The 17,155-nt window shown below is 66.0% G+C and carries 15 protein-coding genes; 7 read left to right on the top strand and 8 right to left on the bottom strand.

Features of this window, described 5'->3' with window-relative positions; translation table 11 throughout:
* Positions 1-10: 10 nt before the first annotated feature.
* The 5 genes from J2X57_RS04805 to J2X57_RS04825 form a co-directional block, all read right to left on the bottom strand.
* Positions 11-526, bottom strand: coding sequence for a fimbrial protein (locus tag J2X57_RS04805; protein ID WP_309864478.1), 516 nt, complete (start codon positions 524-526; stop codon positions 11-13).
* Entirely contained in the window at positions 523-2,880 is a 2,358-nt protein-coding gene (locus J2X57_RS04810) for a fimbria/pilus outer membrane usher protein (protein WP_309864480.1), read from the bottom strand. The genes J2X57_RS04805 and J2X57_RS04810 overlap by 4 nt, the downstream gene beginning before the upstream one ends.
* 105 nt (positions 2,881-2,985) lie before the next feature.
* Positions 2,986-3,723 (bottom strand): fimbria/pilus periplasmic chaperone, encoded by a 738-nt coding sequence (locus J2X57_RS04815; protein WP_309864482.1) that lies wholly within the window; start codon positions 3,721-3,723, stop codon positions 2,986-2,988.
* A 74-nt stretch (positions 3,724-3,797) separates the two neighbouring features.
* Positions 3,798-4,352 carry a fimbrial protein gene (locus J2X57_RS04820; RefSeq protein WP_309864485.1) on the bottom strand — a complete coding sequence of 185 codons (555 nt, stop codon included), beginning with the start codon at positions 4,350-4,352 and terminating at the stop codon, positions 3,798-3,800.
* A 207-nt stretch (positions 4,353-4,559) separates the two neighbouring features.
* Positions 4,560-5,756: an MFS transporter gene (locus J2X57_RS04825; RefSeq protein ID WP_309864488.1), complete on the bottom strand. Its 1,197-nt coding sequence runs from the start codon at positions 5,754-5,756 to the stop codon at positions 4,560-4,562.
* A 130-nt stretch (positions 5,757-5,886) separates the two neighbouring features.
* Here J2X57_RS04825 and J2X57_RS04830 point away from each other — a divergent pair, with 130 nt between their 5' ends.
* A complete protein-coding gene (locus J2X57_RS04830; protein ID WP_036110505.1) occupies positions 5,887-6,885 on the top strand; it encodes a polyprenyl synthetase family protein in 999 nt (332 codons plus the stop codon).
* Positions 6,886-6,889: 4 nt separating this feature from the next.
* Here the strand turns inward: J2X57_RS04830 and J2X57_RS04835 are convergent, their stop codons facing one another.
* From J2X57_RS04835 to ubiH, 3 genes are all read right to left on the bottom strand, one after another.
* Positions 6,890-7,687 carry a dienelactone hydrolase family protein gene (locus tag J2X57_RS04835; protein WP_309864491.1) on the bottom strand — a complete coding sequence of 266 codons (798 nt, stop codon included), beginning with the start codon at positions 7,685-7,687 and terminating at the stop codon, positions 6,890-6,892.
* Between the two features lie 62 nt (positions 7,688-7,749).
* Positions 7,750-8,961, bottom strand: a complete 1,212-nt coding sequence (locus tag J2X57_RS04840) for a UbiH/UbiF/VisC/COQ6 family ubiquinone biosynthesis hydroxylase (RefSeq protein ID WP_309864494.1) — start codon at positions 8,959-8,961, stop codon at positions 7,750-7,752.
* Complete coding sequence (ubiH, locus tag J2X57_RS04845) at positions 8,958-10,145, bottom strand: 2-octaprenyl-6-methoxyphenyl hydroxylase (protein ID WP_309864497.1); 1,188 nt, start codon at positions 10,143-10,145, stop codon at positions 8,958-8,960. The genes J2X57_RS04840 and ubiH overlap by 4 nt, the downstream gene beginning before the upstream one ends.
* A gap of 109 nt (positions 10,146-10,254) precedes the next feature.
* On the opposite strand from ubiH, the gene J2X57_RS04850 reads away from it, so the two are divergent.
* The 6 genes from J2X57_RS04850 (at position 10,255) to apaG (ending at position 17,138) form a co-directional block, all read left to right on the top strand.
* The gene (locus tag J2X57_RS04850) at positions 10,255-10,815 is read left to right on the top strand and encodes a cob(I)yrinic acid a,c-diamide adenosyltransferase (protein WP_043695756.1); all 561 of its coding nucleotides are present in this window, start codon (positions 10,255-10,257) and stop codon (positions 10,813-10,815) included.
* A 160-nt stretch (positions 10,816-10,975) separates the two neighbouring features.
* On the top strand, positions 10,976-13,519 hold the full coding sequence (lptD, locus tag J2X57_RS04855) for an LPS assembly protein LptD (RefSeq protein ID WP_081907364.1): 2,544 nt from the start codon (positions 10,976-10,978) through the stop codon (positions 13,517-13,519).
* Between the two features lie 30 nt (positions 13,520-13,549).
* Entirely contained in the window at positions 13,550-14,923 is a 1,374-nt protein-coding gene (locus tag J2X57_RS04860) for a peptidylprolyl isomerase (protein ID WP_036110498.1), read from the top strand.
* A 7-nt stretch (positions 14,924-14,930) separates the two neighbouring features.
* Positions 14,931-15,926 (top strand): 4-hydroxythreonine-4-phosphate dehydrogenase PdxA, encoded by a 996-nt coding sequence (gene pdxA / locus J2X57_RS04865; RefSeq protein ID WP_309864506.1) that lies wholly within the window; start codon positions 14,931-14,933, stop codon positions 15,924-15,926.
* Positions 15,923-16,702: a 16S rRNA (adenine(1518)-N(6)/adenine(1519)-N(6))-dimethyltransferase RsmA gene (gene rsmA / locus J2X57_RS04870; protein WP_309864509.1), complete on the top strand. Its 780-nt coding sequence runs from the start codon at positions 15,923-15,925 to the stop codon at positions 16,700-16,702. The genes pdxA and rsmA overlap by 4 nt, the downstream gene beginning before the upstream one ends.
* A 52-nt stretch (positions 16,703-16,754) precedes the next feature.
* Positions 16,755-17,138 (top strand): Co2+/Mg2+ efflux protein ApaG, encoded by a 384-nt coding sequence (gene apaG / locus J2X57_RS04875; protein ID WP_036110491.1) that lies wholly within the window; start codon positions 16,755-16,757, stop codon positions 17,136-17,138.
* The last annotated feature ends 17 nt before the right edge of the window (positions 17,139-17,155 follow it).

The following is a 17,155-nucleotide window of genomic DNA, read 5'->3' on the forward strand; positions in this document are numbered from 1 at the left end:
CGTCCCAGTCTCATTCCCAGGTGATCTCGACCACCGCGGTGGCCGTCGCATCTCCGGCGCCAAGATCGCCTGTCCTCACGTACCTTGCCTCGAAAGCGAGCTGCGGGGCGCCACCCGGCCAGGAGAAGCCGACAGGCGTCTTTCCATCGGGAACGATCAACTCCCCCGATCCGGTCCGCATCTCGATCGCGACACCACGCGCCGTACCCTCAGGCTGGAGCAGCCGGGGATCGGGCGGATACGGACGAGCGCGCAGTGTCACGGCAGCGCGCGTCGCACCGACGCAGTCGACGCCGGAAAATGCTGCGCGACGCCATGGGCTAGCCGCACCAACCCGTCCCAGGTCTCCGTAGGCGACGCTTCCGAGGTCGATCCGGATCCGTTGATCCGCGAGCCCGCAAGAAGCGACCACGGCTCCAGTGACCTCGAAATCGAGCCGGTCGTCCGCCCGCGTCCCTTCCGGGGTCACGGCCATGAGTAACGCGGCCATACCGCCCTTTGTGAGGGAGGCGATCCTGATCGTCATCTGCACACTCCTTCGTAATGTTTCAGTCCGGCCCGTTCGCCTGCCAGCGTCGGCCGCAGATCGCAGCCGCCTCCCGCCTGATCCGACCAGCGCACCCTCAGGGCGGGCGTGCCGCCGTCCGAGCGAAGGAACGACCGACCGCCCTGCCCGATCACCCCGATCGAGCGGCCCTGGTCGTCGACCACCTCCGCACCGAACGGCAACGGTGCCCCATCGCTGCGACGCCCGGTGAGGAGAATCGTCGCATGTTCGTCCGTCTCGAATGGGATAAGGACCACCGCGCCTGCCGTGGGGACCACACGCGCATGAGTCGACGCCAGTGAGACCCCGAGCGGCAGACCCGTGGGATCGATGTCCACACTGTTCCACCGGTAAGGGGCGAGGCTCGGCACGATGGCGTATCCGCGCCTGTCGACGTGAACGGATGAGGCCGACGCCAGGCGCGCGCCCCGCGCATGACGCGCCTGCACCAGTCCGGAGGCGTTACCCAGAAAGGGTGCGAGGGTGATCCCACCCGCATGAGCCACGATACCGCCCGAAGCGGACAGCGAAGCCGCTCTGCTCACACGGGACCGCTCGACGGCGACGCTTAGATCGCCGCCACCGGACGCACGGGAAACCGATGCGTCCAGCCGTGGACCACCGGCATGTGTCGCAGCCGATGCGGCATACCCCCACGCACCTTCGCTACCAGCGCTCCCGAGCAGACCGGCTCGCAGTTGCTTGCCGTCCGGCCCCATGCGCAACGCGGCCTGCGACGCCACGCGCAAACGCTCACCGTCCAGGGGAAGGGAGACCGATACCTGTGCGGTGTTTTCCGAGGCGCTGCCAGACGAACGCGACGCCGTTCTTAGCGAACGACGTAAAGAAACGTCCACAACGGCCGCGCCCTTGACGTGGCTCCATGACAAGGCCTGATCCCACTCCCCGCCTCCGCTGTCCGGCAGGTGCGTGTAGCCGAACGCGAGGCCGAATGAGCCGCCGGCTTCGTCGAACATGTGTTGATATGAGATATCCGCTCTTCGCTGTCGCGCGCGTGAGCGATCGGCGTTCATCGCTCCCGCTGCCATTCGCTGCGCCCCGCCTGACACGGTGGCTGAGATCACGCCCCCACGATCCGACCGATGTCCGTAACGCAGCCGCCAGAGCGTTCCGACCGGTCCCGCACCCCGGGCCAACGCGTGCGTCACATCGGCCGAGAACGCGCCGACCAGCGTGTCGACCGCCGCGCCACCCACCAGCCACGTGTCGCTTCCGATCACACGCTGTGCTGCCTGTACGGTCCAGCCGTGACGCACACCGCGACGCCAGGCGGCTTCGAGCAGCCACGGCTGGCGAGACGAACCTCCACGCCATCGGCCCATGCTCATCGAGTAGCGGGTAGCACCTTCACGCATCAAAAGCGGCAACGAAAAGTAAGGCACCCTGTAACGAATACGGCGACCGTCGGCTTCGACGATCTCAACGGAGAGATCCCCTCCCCGGCCCGCCACGCCCAGATCGTCGATGACGAAGGCACCCGGCGGAACGGACAGCTCCCTCAGCAAGCGACCGCCCTGACTGACCGTCACCCTCGCATGGGTCGCCGCGACGCCGCGTACTTGAGGCGCATAGCCATCACCCGCGTCGGGACGCATACGCACGTCACTGGCAAGCCTCACGCCGCGAACGAGGACCGGCTCCAGCAGATCGTCCCCCAGGATGACATCTCCCGCTCTCCAGCGTGCCTGGAGCCGGTCGACAGCTCGTTCGACGAACATGTGTCCCTGCCGGTATTGGCCCTGCGACCATGATCCGGCGTGACGAAACCGGTAGCGGCCCAGATTCAACCCCGCATCGCCGGTGAGGAACAGGGAGCGCGAGGACCGGTGCCGTAACGCGCTTTGGTGAAAATTGGCGCGCCACGCCAGCAGCGCGGCTGTCACGCCGTCCTTCCATTGCTCGCGAGGCGCGACGCCGCGGGGACGACGTACCAGCCACGCTTGCGGAACTTCAATGTCGAGGCGCTGCTCGGCGACGTCGAGCCGCGCCGTGCTTTGCGGGATGCGCTCGCTAATAGGCGCGCAATCGTCCTCTGCGGACGACGGCTCTTTCCTGACGAGGCCAAAACTTTCGAGCTCTGCCCGACTCAGGCATGGCGAAGCATCGTTGCCCGTGTAACGCTCGACAAAGCGTACGGTGCGGCGTACCTGCCACTCGTCGTTCATCCAGATGTCGACGTCGTAGACGCCGGGCAGGACGGGATTTCCATGGGCATAACGGGAGAGGTCAAGTCCCATGGCGAGACCATCCGGAAGAAAGCCCGCGTCGAACTGAACGGATCGTGCGTCCTGCGCACAGACCATGCAACTCATGAATATCCCGGCCACGCCCACCATGCACGCGCTCACCCACCGAGCGGGGAGAGCGCCATACCGGAGCCTTATAGCGCTGGATCCGTCCATGAATCCTCCCCCGGATCATGGGGCCAGCTTCGCCGTCCCGGGGACGACGGCGCCATAGTCGTTGATGACGGCGTAGGAGACGTGCGTGAGTTCAGAACCCGTGGGCGATGGAACAGGGATGATCAACGATCCACCCGGCATGACCATGCCACCCCCGAGAGGCACGGTCGGCGCGGTCGGTGCATCCGACGGACTCAGTCCGATAGCGTTGAACGACACGACATAAGGCGAAGGATTGGCAACGCGCAGCGACGCGGCGCCGTCGCTACGAACCAGCGACCAGACGAGCTTCGCGGGCGCCTGATCTACCGTCGACGACAGCCGTTCCGGTCGATGGAACAGCTTGAGTCGATGTCGAAAAGCGAATTGGAGAACGTTGGAACCCTCGGCCTTGTCCGCTTTCGGAGGAATCTCGAGGACGTTCAACCAATACAGTTTTTCTTTGTCGACAGGCTTCACATCGCCCACATGAACGATACGCACGGCATGCCCGTGACCCGGTTCGATCCGAAAGACCGGCGGCGTGATGACAAAGGGGCCGCGCGCGGTCTGCGGCGACGAAGCTTCATCGCCGTCGTCGATCCACACCTGCACCAGCGCTGGCTCGTCCCCCTTATTCTGCAGGCGGACAGCGACGTCCCGCTGCGCGGCGGGAAAGACGACACGCGTAGCGCCGATGACGATTGCCGGTTTGGCCGGGCTCGTCATCAAAGCCATGACGACGCCCGCGGTCCATGCCATTTTCTTCAGCATGCTCGTTCCTTTTGCATGAGAGATACGACCGGACAGAGGGGCCGGTCGTCGTGATTCGCCACGCGGGATGCAGGTCAGTCGTAGACGACCTGAAACCCGACACGAGAATTCGCCGTGCCCTGCGTCGCACCGCCAAGGCTGTAGTAGCGCGCAAGCAATTCGATCGTTGCGCGGTGTCCCTCGATCACCACCGGCCTGGACTCGCCCGTAAACAAGTGAATCGGCGTTCCGTCACCGTTGGCGATTTCGATCTGAACGTTCTTCGCGGCATCGGCCGCCGTATCGATGTTCAATCGACCCGCCGTGCGATCCATCGCGGGACTGGATGGATCGAAACGGATTTTCGCTTTCAGTCCGTCGGCGCAATCGTCGTTGCCGCCCACGACGATCAGGAAGCCCTTGTCGCCCGCCACGTCACCCGGTGCCGCCAGCTTTGCCACGGAGATGCCGTCGAGCCCAACGGATTTCTTGACGGCCCCGCCACCCGGCGCCTGCCCTTCGACATTGCATGTGGTGGCGACGATACGACCGGTGATCTCAATGGAACCGTCGTTTGCCGCAAGTGCGGCGGACGACGACACGGCGAAAGCCGACGCGAGGAATACCGGAGGGAGAACTTTCATATACATGGCGACGGCCTCTTCAGTGGGAAAGACGCGCACCGGAAAACGTGCGGGACGGCGCGCACACGAAGTCTGGTCGACGACCCCTGAGGCGATCGATACGCAAATTCTGAAATGACGACTACAGATGCCGCGATACATGCAGGCAGCCATGACGCGAGCGACTCGCTACGCCGACATCCGTGTCGGCGAGTCCTTCAACCCCCGCCGCATTCAAGCCGCCGAGGCGACGCCGCCGGCAGCCATACGCCGCGTCCCGCGAACGACCAGCGGCAGCCACAGCAGGGTCATGGCGGCCGCGCAGCCAAATACACCGCGAAGGCCAAGGTGACCCAGCGCGAGCCCGCCCACGGCACCGCCGATAAAGGCGCCGAAGAACTGCGAGCTGGAATAGGCCCCCATCGCCGCGCCGCGGAGGGTGGCTGGCGCCAGACGGGAGACGAGACTCGGTAAGGCGGCCTCAAGCAGGTTGAAGGCGCCAAAAAAGAGGGCGGCGGCCGCACCGAGGACGATGACGTGCGTTTCGGCGAGCGCCATGCCCGCCAGCGCCAGCCCGAGCACGCAGACACATCCGACCCCGACGTGCGACGCGCGCCGCATATCCTTCATCCGGGGTAGCATCGCGCCCATGCCGAGTGCGGCGATCGTCATCACCGGCAGATACAGCATCCAGTGGTGTGCCACAGGAATACGCATGACGTCGGTGAGAAGAATGGGCAGGCCGACGAATGAGGCGGTCAGCAACGCGTGCAGAAAAAACACCGACCCATTCAGCACGAGCATGCGACGGTCGAGAAACATCGAGGCCAGCTCGCGCCACGACGCGGCGGCCGGGGCGCCATGATGGGTCGGCGTGGGCACGCGCCACCAGAGCATGGCGATAGCCGCGACCGCAAGCAGGGAGGTGAAACCGAACAGGCCGGGAAGACCCGCCACGGCTTCGAGCGGCGGCCCCAGAATGAGCGCCAGAAGAAACGAAACCCCGATCGATACGCCGATGATGCCCATGACCTTGCTTCGATGGGCCTCGCTCGTCAGATCCGCGGCCAGCGCGGTGCCAGCGCCAGCAACGGCACCCATACCCTGCAACGCACGTCCGGCGACGATGCCGGTCAGGGTGTGGGAAAACGCGGCGACCACTCCGCCCAGGGCGAAGACGAGCAACCCCAGCGTGATGACCGGCTTGCGACCGATCCGGTCGGACAGCAGTCCCAGGGGAATCTGCAAGCACATCTGGCCGATCCCGTAGACACCCAGGGCCAGGCCGATCAGCCAGGGCGTGGCATCCGGCATGGCTCGCGCGTAGACGGAAAATACGGGAAGGATGAGGAACAGCCCGAACAGACGCAGGCTGATCACCGCTGCCAGGGTCAGCGCGGTGCGCCGTTCCAGGGAACTGAGTTTGCTCACCAAGGGTTTCCGGGCGCGAGGCCGATCGATGTCATCGGAAGCGGATTATACGGACACCGGCCAAATCCACGGCGTAACCACGGGTGAGCCCCTATACTGTGGGCTGTTTTGCCGCACACGACCTGTAGAGATGGACTCCATAGCCGCCCGCCCGACCTCCCTCGACTTCGCTGGCGTCCGTACGCTCGCCGCCGCCGACATGAAAGAAGTCGATTCGCTGATCCGGCACCGGCTCTCGTCGGATGTCGTGCTGATCAATGCGATCGCCGATCACATCATCGCGGGTGGCGGCAAGCGGCTTCGTCCGATGCTGCACGTGCTCGCGGCTCGCGCGGCCGGTTATGACGGACAGGATCACGCCAAGCTGGCGGCCATCGTGGAGTTCATCCATACGTCGACACTGCTGCACGACGATGTGGTGGACGAGTCCGACATGCGTCGCGGCCGCAAGACGGCCAACGCACTGTGGGGCAACGCGGCCAGCGTACTGGTGGGCGATTTTCTCTACTCCCGCTCCTTTCAGCTGATGGTCGAGCTCGACGATATGCGGATCATGCGCATCCTCGCCGACACGACCAACACGATTGCCGAAGGCGAAGTGCTGCAACTGCTCAACATCGGCAATGCGGACGTGGATGAAGCCGCCTATCTCGCCGTGATCGAGCGCAAGACGGCCGTTCTTTTCGCCGCGGCGACCGAACTGGGTGGCGTGCTGGGCGGGTTGCCAGATACGCAGGTCGCGGCGCTCCGTCGCTACGGTATGGAGCTGGGTTATGCCTTCCAGATCGCCGATGACCTGCTCGACTACGTGTCCGATGCGGAGACGCTGGGTAAAAACATCGGCGACGATCTTGCCGAAGGCAAGCCCACCCTCCCGCTGATCTACGCGATGCAGGTAGCCGACGAAGACCAGCTGAAATCCCTGCGGCATGTCATCGAGCATGGCGGACTGGATTCGCTCGACCTGATCATCGCGGCGATTCGCGACTCCGGAGCGATCGAGCGCACGCATGAGAAAGCCGTGGGGCACGCGACGGCAGCACGCGACGCGCTGTCGGCACTTCCCGCTTCGCCGTACCGTGACGCCCTCGCGGCGCTCGCCGATTACTCGGTCGAACGCCGCTTCTGAGGCGTTACTTCTTCGCGGCGAACGACTCGCTGAGCCACGCCCGCATTGCGGCGTAGGCGCGCTTGGCCACCTTGTCGTCATACCGGCAATTGCCGGTCGGCGTGGTGGCTTCCTTCTCGGTGAAGCAGTGCACGGCGCCACCGAAATCCGTGGAGGCCCAGTCGACCTTGCCATCGCGCATTTCGGCCTCGAACGCCGCGCGCTGCTCCGGAGGCACGTTGGCGTCATCCGCGCCATTGAGAGCCAGCACGTGAGCATGGATCTGCGCGCCGAGCTTCGGATCGTCTGTGGACAGCAGGCCGTGGAAGCTCACGACAGCGGCGACATCGGCGCCCGTGCGAGCCAGGTCGAGCACGGCCGATCCACCGAAACAGAAGCCGATGGCGGCCAGCCGTGACGGATCGATGGGCGCGTTCTTCTCCTGCGCCTTCAGTTCGTCCAGTGCGCGCACCACGCGCTGCCGCATGATCTTGCGATCGGCGTAAAGCGGCTTCACCGCCGCGCCGGCTTCCGCTTCGGACTTTGGACGCGTGTCGCCACCGTACATGTCGGTGAGCAGGATGACGTAGTCCTTACCGGCGATGTCCTTGGCCTTGGCCACCGCCATATCGTTGACGCCATACCAGTTCGGCACCATGACCAGGCCCGGCCGTCTGGCGGTCACCGCATCGTCGTAGACCAGAAAGCTTTTATAGGTCACACCCTGGTCGGTCCACTGGACCGGTTTTGCCACCATCGCCGCGGAGGCGGCTCCCACGTGACCGAGGACCAGCAAGGACAAGGCAAGCAGTGAACGGCGCATCGGCGTGACTCCCTGGAAAGTGCCCAAGGATAGGCCTCGCGACGGGCGCGCCGCCAGACCGGTCAAAGTCCCGCGGCGTGCCTGGCGAGTTTACGTTTGAGCGGCATCAGTCCGTTCACGAGCCGGACGCCCAGGCCGCGCGCCGCGACCAGCGGCCCCGCCTGCCACGCATAGATACGCCCGAGCGCGTCGAACGACCACGCGTCCAGCCCGTCGGCGCTGTTGCGTCGTCTTGCGTAGCGGCGAAGCACATGCGGAGCCGCGATATCGCGGCCCGCGTTCCGTGCGGCGACCAGCGTGTCGCGCAACTCGGCCACATCGCGCAAGCCCAGGTTCACGCCCTGCCCGGCCAGGGGATGAACCGCATGGGCCGCATCGCCCAGCAACACCAGCCGCCCGGACGCGTAACGATCGGCCAGCTTCAGCCGCAAGGGAAAGGCGGCGCGACGGCTGACGGAAAGCACGGGTCCGAGACGGAAGTCGCTGGCCACGCCCAGCGCGTCGCGGAAAGCGTCGTCGTCCAGCGCCATGATGCGAGCGGCTTCCGGTTCGGGCAGGGTCCATACGATCGAACAGCGGCCATCGGCCAGCGGCAGGAACGCCAACGGCCCGGACGGGAGGAAACGCTGCCAGGCCGTGCTTTCGTGCGGGCGCGCGGTCTGGACATGCGCCACGACGCCGCGCTGCGCGTAGTCGCGACCATGCGTACCGATGCCAACCATGGCACGCAACGGGGAATCCGCACCGTCGGCGGCCACGATGACGCGCGCCGAGATGAACTGACCGTCGGCGAGTTCCAGCTGAGCGCGATCGTCGCGTTCGCCATAACCCACGACCTGCGCGGGAACGATGCGACGAACACCCGCGTCGTCCAGCGCATCCCAGAGCATGGCTTGCACGAGATTGTTTTCGACGATGTAACCGAGTACATCGCGACCTTCGTCGGCGGCGTCGAAATCCACCGTGGCACCGTTCTCTGCGTCCCAGACCAGCATGCGCTCGTAGCCGCAGGCGCGTGCGTCGCGGATGGCGCCCCACACCCCGAGGCGGTCCAGCAGGACGACCGAAGACGGCGCAAGACCGACAACGCGCAGGTCGACTTCGTCCGATGCGTTCCAGGCGGCGGGCTCCCGTGCGTCGACGAGGGCCACCGAGAAGCCCGCCTTCGCCAGACTCAATGCGGCGGCGGCACCCACCATGCCGCCGCCGACCACGGCGACGTCCAGCGGACCGCCGCGACGACGGGAGGAGGTTGCGCTCCAGCTATCGCTCACGGGGTTTTCTCCCGGACCGCGAACGGTGCGTTGGCGCGAAAACCCATGCCTCGGCGGCTGAGGGCGTGGCGGAGGGGCGGCACGCGGTCGAGCGCCAGCATCGCCAGTGAGCGCAACGGGCCGAGAAACGGCTGGTCGAGGCACGCGAGGCGGACGAGGCCGTGGCTCATCGCCATCGTTCCCTCACGGTCGGGGGCGCGCCGCGCGGCGTATTCGGCGAGCAGTGACGGAGCGCCAGGATCGGTAGCGCCCATTGCGAGCTCGGCAAGCGTCAGCGCATCGCGTAAACCAAGGTTGAAGCCCTGCGCGCCGATCGGATGCACCGTCTGGGCCGCATTGCCCACCAGCACGGCGCGGTTCGAGGTGAGCGCTTCGGCCGCGACGCGGCGAATCGGATACGGCGAACGTTTACCCGGTCGGGTCAACCGGCCAAGCCGCCAGCCGAAGCGCTCCTGCGCCAGGGCTGCAAACGCCTGATCGTCCATGGCGGCCACTTCGTCGACCCGGTCCGCGGCAACGGTCAGCACGACGCCGACCCGGCGGTCCGTCAGCGGCAGCACCGCGACGGGACCATCGTCGGTAAAGCGCTCGAAGGCGCGGCCACGCGGATCGCGCTCCGGCGTCATGGTGGTCACGAAGAGCGCCTGCGCGTAGTCGTGCTCGCGGGTTCCGATGCCGAGCTGGCGCCGGACTCCCGAGTGCGTGCCGTCGGCGCCGACCAGCAGCGACGTGTGCAGCGATCGCATGCCAGCGTCAGTGACCACGTCGACCGTCCAGCCCCGGTCATCCGCGTGGATGCCCTCGACCCGCGCGGGCGCCAGGCGGGTAAGGTGCTGGCATCGATCGAGGCGACGCAGGAGCGCCGCGCCCAGTTCACGGGCCGGAAGCGTCCAGCCCAGCACGTCCACGCCTTCCTCGGACGCGTTCATGCGGACACTGCCGAAGTCGCCGGCGCGGCTCGTATGAATATGCGTGATGGGTGTGGCCCGGTCCTCGGCAAAATCCCACACGCCGATCGCCCGGAGACCGTTGACGGTGGCTCTGGCCAGGGCAAGATTGCGCTCGTCGTAACTCGGCTGCTGCCCGACCGTCGGTGCGGCCGCCTCAATGAGGACGGCGGGCAGCCCGGCGGCATCAAGGGCAATGGCAAGACTGGCGCCGACCAGGCCGCCGCCGACGATCACGATAGGTTCGGGAGAGGGACTCATGGGCGGAATCATAACGCCGCCACGTGAATGCGCCGCCGTTGCGGCCGCCTGCCACAGTGACGACGGCCCTCGCTAGAATGCCCGGATGGGCAATCGACTTTCCAAGATCTACACCCGCACCGGCGACGACGGCAGCACCGGCCTCGGCGATGGCAGCCGTACCGGCAAGGACTCACTGCGGGTAGCCGCCTACGGCACCGTGGACGAACTCAACAGCGCACTGGGCGTCACGCTGGCATCCGAGGGCGTCGATGATGACGTTCGCGAGGCGCTGATCCAGATCCAGCACGAGCTCTTCGATCTGGGCGGTGAGCTGTGCATTCCCGGTATGGCCATGATCCAGGCCACGGACATCGACCGGCTCGAGGCCGTGCTGGACGGCTTCAACGCCGATCTGCCGGCGCTGAAGGACTTCATCCTGCCCGGCGGAGGGATGGCGGCGGCGACCTGCCACGTGGCCCGGACCGTCTGCCGACGTGCCGAGCGCGAGGTGGTCGCCCTCGCCCGCGAAGAAGCCATCCGTCCCGAGGCACAGCGCTACCTGAACCGCCTGTCCGACCTGCTCTTCGTGCTGGCACGTGTCCTGGCGAGGCGCAGCGGGCACGGCGAGGTACTCTGGCAGCACGAACGCCGCCCGCGCGGCTGAGTCTGCGGTGTAAGCTCGCGGTGCCGGTGCGGCGATCCACGTCGCGCCTCCCGAGGGGTTCATGCTCATGGGTGACGTGCCATCGTGCCGCGGGGTTGGGGATTCTGCTAAGTTGGCGGCCTTTCGCAAACCGGATAAGACCGAGCCCGTGACGTCACGCATGAGCATCCTGCCTAAACGCCGCCTGCTGGCGACCGCTGTCGCCCTGATCGTCTCGGCCCCCGCCTGGCAAGCGCAGGCGCAGAGTGCGCCGGTCCAGGGTGAAACCCGGGCCGTCGTCGCGCCGGTCACCACGGCCGCTACCGCGGCGCCCGTCCCGGCGGAAACCTGTCCGCTCGGTTCCTTTATCTGCCCGCCGCGTCCCATCAGCTACGCGCTGTGCCGGCCGAACGCGATGCTCGATTTCTACGAGCCCGGCATAACGAAGGACAGCTCGCTGCGCGACACCGCCGTGACCGACGTCCATTCGGGCATCGACGACGGCAACACCAGCGGCGTCAAGGTCGAGAGCCCGGAACCGGACCAGTACCACATGACCGGCGGCGTGCGCCTCGAGCGCGCCGATCAGGTGCTGCGCGCCAACGACGTCACGTACAACGCCGACTCGACGGCCTACGATGCCAAGGGCAACGTGAAGTACCAGGAGGCCGGCATGCTGGTCTCCGCCGACCGCATGACGGGCACCACCACGCCGAACGACGGCGACGCGTACAACGTCCGTTACCAGCTGCTGCAGTCGCGCGGCAACGGCGTGGCCGATCACGCAAAGATTCTCGACCCGCAGCACGGCCGCTTCCACATGGCGTCCTATTCCACCTGCGACGTGGGCGCCCGCATGTGGGAGTTCCGCGCCAAGACGATCAATCTCAACAAGGAAACCGGCGTCGGCGAGGCACGCAGCGCGACCATGCGCTTCAAGAACGTGCCGTTCATGTACCTGCCGTACTTCACCTTCCCGCTGGACGACCGCCGCAAGAGCGGCTTCCTTTACCCGACGTTCGGCTCGTCGAGCCGCTCGGGCCTGTTCCTGAACACGCCCTACTACTGGAACATCGCACCGAACTACGATGCGACGATCACGCCGGGCTACTACAGCGACCGCGGCTTCATGCTGGGCACCGAGTTCCGCTATCTGCTCCCGCGCTCGAATGGCACGTTCGACATCCAGTACATGGCCCACGACAAGGGTCCGGATCAGGACGAGAGCGGCACCAGCGACCGCGACGGTTCGAAGCAGCGCTACCTCGTCAAGATCGTGAACTCGACCAATCTGGGCGACGGGTTCAATCTCGGCGTCAACATCAACCGTGCGTCGGACAACCAGTATTTCCGCGATTTCAGCAACGACCTGTACCAGTCCGCGGTCGGCATCCTGAGTTCGAGCGCCTATGTATCCAAGGGCGGCAAATACTGGAGCGCGTCCATTGGCGCGGACGACTACCAGAACGTGGACGCCGGGCTGCCCAACTACGTGGTGCCCTATCGCCGCTGGCCGCGCGCGACGTTCAACATGCAGGCGCCGATCAACAACTGGCTCGACGCGGGCGTCGACACGGAAGCGGTGGCGTTCCGGAAGCCCGACCGCTCGCCCTTCGACCCGAACAATGCCGCTCAGCTCGGTCAGGTCGACGGCAATCGCCTGGATCTCGCACCTTACCTGGCGGCCGATTTCTCGGGCGCATCCTGGTTCGTCCGCCCCCGCGTGGAATACCGCTATACCGATTACCGGCTGGATTCGGACTACTCGTACTACCACTACGCCAAACAGGACCCGTCCCGCTCGGTACCGATCTCCAGCGTCGACGCCGGCCTGATCTTCGACCGCCAGACGAATCTGTTCGGCAGCAGCTACACCCAGACGCTCGAGCCGCGCCTTTACTATCTGTACGTGCCGTACCGGAACCAGAACAACCTGCCGACCTTCGATACGAACGCCATGTCGTTCGACTTCTGGCAGCTGTTCACCACGAACCGGTTTTCCGGCGCCGACCGCCAGATGGATGCGAACAATCTGACCGCGGCGCTCACGACGCGCCTTCTCGACGAGACAGGCGTCGAGCGCCTGTCGGCCAGTCTCGGCCAGATCAAGTACTTCAATGGTCAGAAAGTGCAGATGCCGAACGTCGCTCCGACCGACTTCAGTCGTTCGGATTACGTCGCCCAGCTCGCGATCCAGTTCAACGACAAGTGGCGCCTGAACAGCTCGTACCAGTGGAACCCGAACAAGCAGCCGAGCACCTACCTTAACGACCAGGGCGCCATCTACGATTCGGGGCGTAACACCGACCTCGCCACCATCGGTATCCAGCGCCGCATCGCCGGCGACGGCATCGTCAACTTCTCGTACCGCTACCGCCGTGGCGTGATGGAACAATTCGACACATCCGCGGTCTTTCCTGTGTCCGAACGTTGGCGGGCCCTGGCCCGCTGGGTCTTCGCCCGCCGCGACGTCCTGCCGGTCACGCTGGATAACGGTGCAAGCTTCACCACGTTCACGTATTCCCACCGCACCCTCGAAGCCGCGGTGGGCGTCGAGTACGACAGCTGCTGCGTCGCCTTCCGCGTGCTCGGCCGCCACTACGTACACGACTACCTCCGTGAGACGGACAACGCGGTCATGTTTGAGGTGGAATTCAAGGGCTTGGGCTCGCTCAACCCGCAATCGGGCGCCTACCTGCGCCGTGCTATCCTTGGCTATCAATAAGTGGGGCAAGCGCCCCGGGCTCCCTATTCGATGAAGCAGATCCTTTCGTACTCCCTGCTCGCTGCCTCCCTTCTGGCGGCGATGCCCTCGGCCCATGCCCAGTTGATGCCGTCGGCCCAGCCGACCGTCGCGGGCGCGACCGCCGGCAACGGTTCCCTCGACCGCATCGTCGCGGTCGTGGAGGAAGACGTCATCCTGCAGAGCGAGCTGGACGAGGCGATCAACGCCATCGTCCGCCAGTACGCGTCGAATCCGGGCCAGTTGCCGCCGAAGGACGTCCTCGCCCGCCAGGTGCTCGACCGCCTGGTGCTGATGAAGCTCCAGGTCCAGCGCGCCAACGACCAGAACATCCATGTGTCCGACCAGGACATCGATCAGGCCGCCGGCAACGTCGCCCAGCAGAACAAGATGAGCCTCGACCAGCTGCGTGGCGCGGTGGAGCAGGACGGCTACAGCTATGCGGCGTTCCGCCAGCAGCTGTCCGACCAGATCATCGCCCAGAAGCTCCACGAAAGCGTCGTTCGCGACCAGGTCACGGTGACCGACGCCGAGGTCAACAACCTCCTGGCGAGCCCGAGCTACAAGGCGGGTGAAGTCCACCTCGCCCACATCGCGATCAGCACGCCGGCCAACGGCGGCGCCAGCGATATCGCCGCGGCGCAGGCGAAGGCCGACGAGGCCATGAAGGCGATCAAGGGCGGCATGGACTTCAACGCCGCCGCCATCCGCTTCTCCGACGCCCCCGATGCACTCGACGGCGGCGACCTCGGCTGGCGCCGGCTCGACGAAGTGCCGCCGGCTTTCGCCGATGCGGTCGGCGGCCTCAAGCCGGGTGAGACCACCGGCGCACTTCGCGGCCCCACCGGCTTCCACATCCTGAAGCTGGTCGACACGCGCGCCCCGGGCCGACAGATCGTCACCGAGTACCACGCCCGCCAGATCCTCATCAAGCCCTCCGAAATCGTGACCCCGGAGCAGGCGGAGAAAAAGGCGCAGGACCTCTACACCCGCATCGTCGACAAGAAAGAAGACTTCTCCAAGCTCGCCAAGGATGAGTCCAAGGACAACACCACGGCGAACAACGGTGGCGACATGGGCTGGTTCGCCAAGGACGCCTGGGGTCAGGCCATCGCCACCCAGATCGAACAGCTGAAGGACAACGAGGTCTCGCACCCCATCCAGACCGATGCAGGCTGGATCGTCCTGCAGCGCCTGGGCACCCGCCAGAGCGATCTCACCGATCAGCTGCAGCGTGATCAGGCCCGCCAGGCCATCGGCAACCGCAAGGCCGACGAGGCCTACGAGAACTACCTGCGCGAGCTGCGCTCCACGTCGTTCGTCGACATCCGCGTCCCCGAACTGAAGGACCCGGACGACAAGCAGGCGTCGGCCTCCACGCCGTAAGCCCGTCATGACCGCGACCACCCTGCCAAGGCTCGCCGTGACCGCCGGTGAGCCTGCCGGGGTGGGACCGGAACTGGTCGCCCGCCTGGCGGCCAGCGACTTTCCGGCGGACCTGGTCGCGATCACCGATCGCGCCCTCCTCGCTCGCGCCGCCGCGGCGACGGGCGTCGCCCTCCAGATCATCGACGATGATCGCCACCGCATCGCCACCCGGACACCGGGCAGCATCCGGGTGCGTCACGTCCCGCTGGGCGCGCCGGAAGCCTGGGGCCACCCCGATCCACGCAACGCGCGGCATGTTCTCGACATGCTCGCCCTCGCGGCCGATGGCTGCGTCAGCGGCGAATTCGACGCCGTGGTGACCGGTCCGGTGCAGAAATCCAGCATCAACGAAGGCGGCGTGCCTTTCAGCGGCCACACCGAGTTCTTCGCCGAACGTGCGGCTGCCGATGTGGTCATGATGCTTGCAAGCCCCGAGCTTCGCGTCACTCTGGCCACGACCCATCTCCCCCTCTCCGCCGTGCCTTCCGCTGTCACGCCCGAGCTCCTGGAGCGCACGCTGCGCATCGTCGCACGTTCGCTACTGCGGGATTTCGGGATCGCCCGACCCCGCATCGCCGTGCTGGGCCTCAATCCGCACGCGGGCGAAGGCGGTCACATGGGGCGCGAGGAGCTGGACACGATCATTCCCCTGCTCGATCGCCTGCGCGACGAAGGCATGGAGCTCCTGGGCCCCCTGCCGGCGGACACCGCGTTCGTGCCAGCCATGCGCCACCGCTACGATGCCGTACTGGCGATGTATCACGATCAGGCATTGCCGGTGCTCAAGAGCGAAGCGTTCGATCGCACGGTGAACGTCACGCTCGGCCTGCCCTACATCCGCACCTCGGTCGACCACGGCACCGCGCTGGATCTCGCCGGCACCGGCCGCGCGGATCCCGCAAGCCTGTTCGCCGCGACCCGTCTCGCCATCGATCTCGCCCGCCACCGGGTCACACCATGAACGCACGCCCCAAAAAGAGCTTCGGACAGCACTTCCTGCACGACAAGCGCTACATCGACCGGATCGTCTCTTCCATCGCGCCGAAGGACGGCGATACCGTCGTCGAGATCGGCCCGGGCGAAGGTGCGATGACCTTGCCGCTGCTCGCCGTGGCCAGGCGAATGACGGCCATCGAGCTCGACACCGATCTCATTCCCGGCTTGCAGGCGCGGGCCGACGCCATCGGCGAGTTGCGCATCGTGCATTCCGACGTGCTGAAGGTGGATTTCACCACGCTTGCCGCCGAACTGGGCGCCGAGCGGCTGCGCATCGCCGGTAATCTGCCTTACTACATTTCCAGCCCGATCCTCTTTCACTGCGTCGAGCATGCGTCCGCGATCCAGGACATGCACTTCATGCTGCAGAAGGAAGTTGTCGACCGCATGGCCGCCGAGCCCGGCAGCAAGGTGTACGGGCGGCTCAGCGTCATGCTGCAGCTGGCTTGCAAGGTGACGCCGCTGTTCACCGTTCCACCGGGCGCGTTCCGCCCGCCACCGAAGGTCGATTCGGCTGTCGTTCGCCTCGTGCCGCTACCTCCCGAGCAGTTGCCCGAGGGCGATCCGGCCAGAATTCACGCCGTGGTGAAGGCGGCCTTCGCCATGCGCCGCAAGACGTTGTCGAACACGCTCAAGGGGCTGGTGGATGCGTCAACGATGCGTGAACTCGGGATCGACCCGCAGGCGCGCGCCGAGACGCTGGCGCCCGGAGACTTCGTGAAGCTCGCAAACGCGGACTAACCGCGTTCAGGGCATACTTGCCCACCCCCTCCGCGTGCTCGACAATCCCTCCATGAACTCTAAACACCCCTACACGATCGACGTGGAGGTCGAAACCCGCTTCGTTCCCGACCAGTCGCAGCCGAAGGACAATCGCTACGTCTTCGCGTACACGATCACGCTCCGCAATGCGGGCGATTCCGGTGCGCAGTTGCTCACTCGTCACTGGGTGATCACCGATGCGAATGGCAAGGTCGAGGAAGTGCGCGGCGACGGCGTCGTCGGTGAGCAACCGTGGATGCGTCCGGGCGAGTCGTTCGAGTACACCTCGGGCGCCGTACTGGAGACATCGGTCGGCACGATGGAAGGCAGCTATCGCATGGTCGCGGATGACGGCACGCAATTCGATGCGCCTATCGCACCCTTCGTGCTTTCGATCCCGCGCACGCTCCACTAGGATCGAACCATGGAAAG

It is taken from the genome of Luteibacter sp. 1214 (assembly GCF_031455395.1).
Classification (GTDB): Bacteria; Pseudomonadota; Gammaproteobacteria; order Xanthomonadales; family Rhodanobacteraceae; genus Luteibacter; species Luteibacter mycovicinus.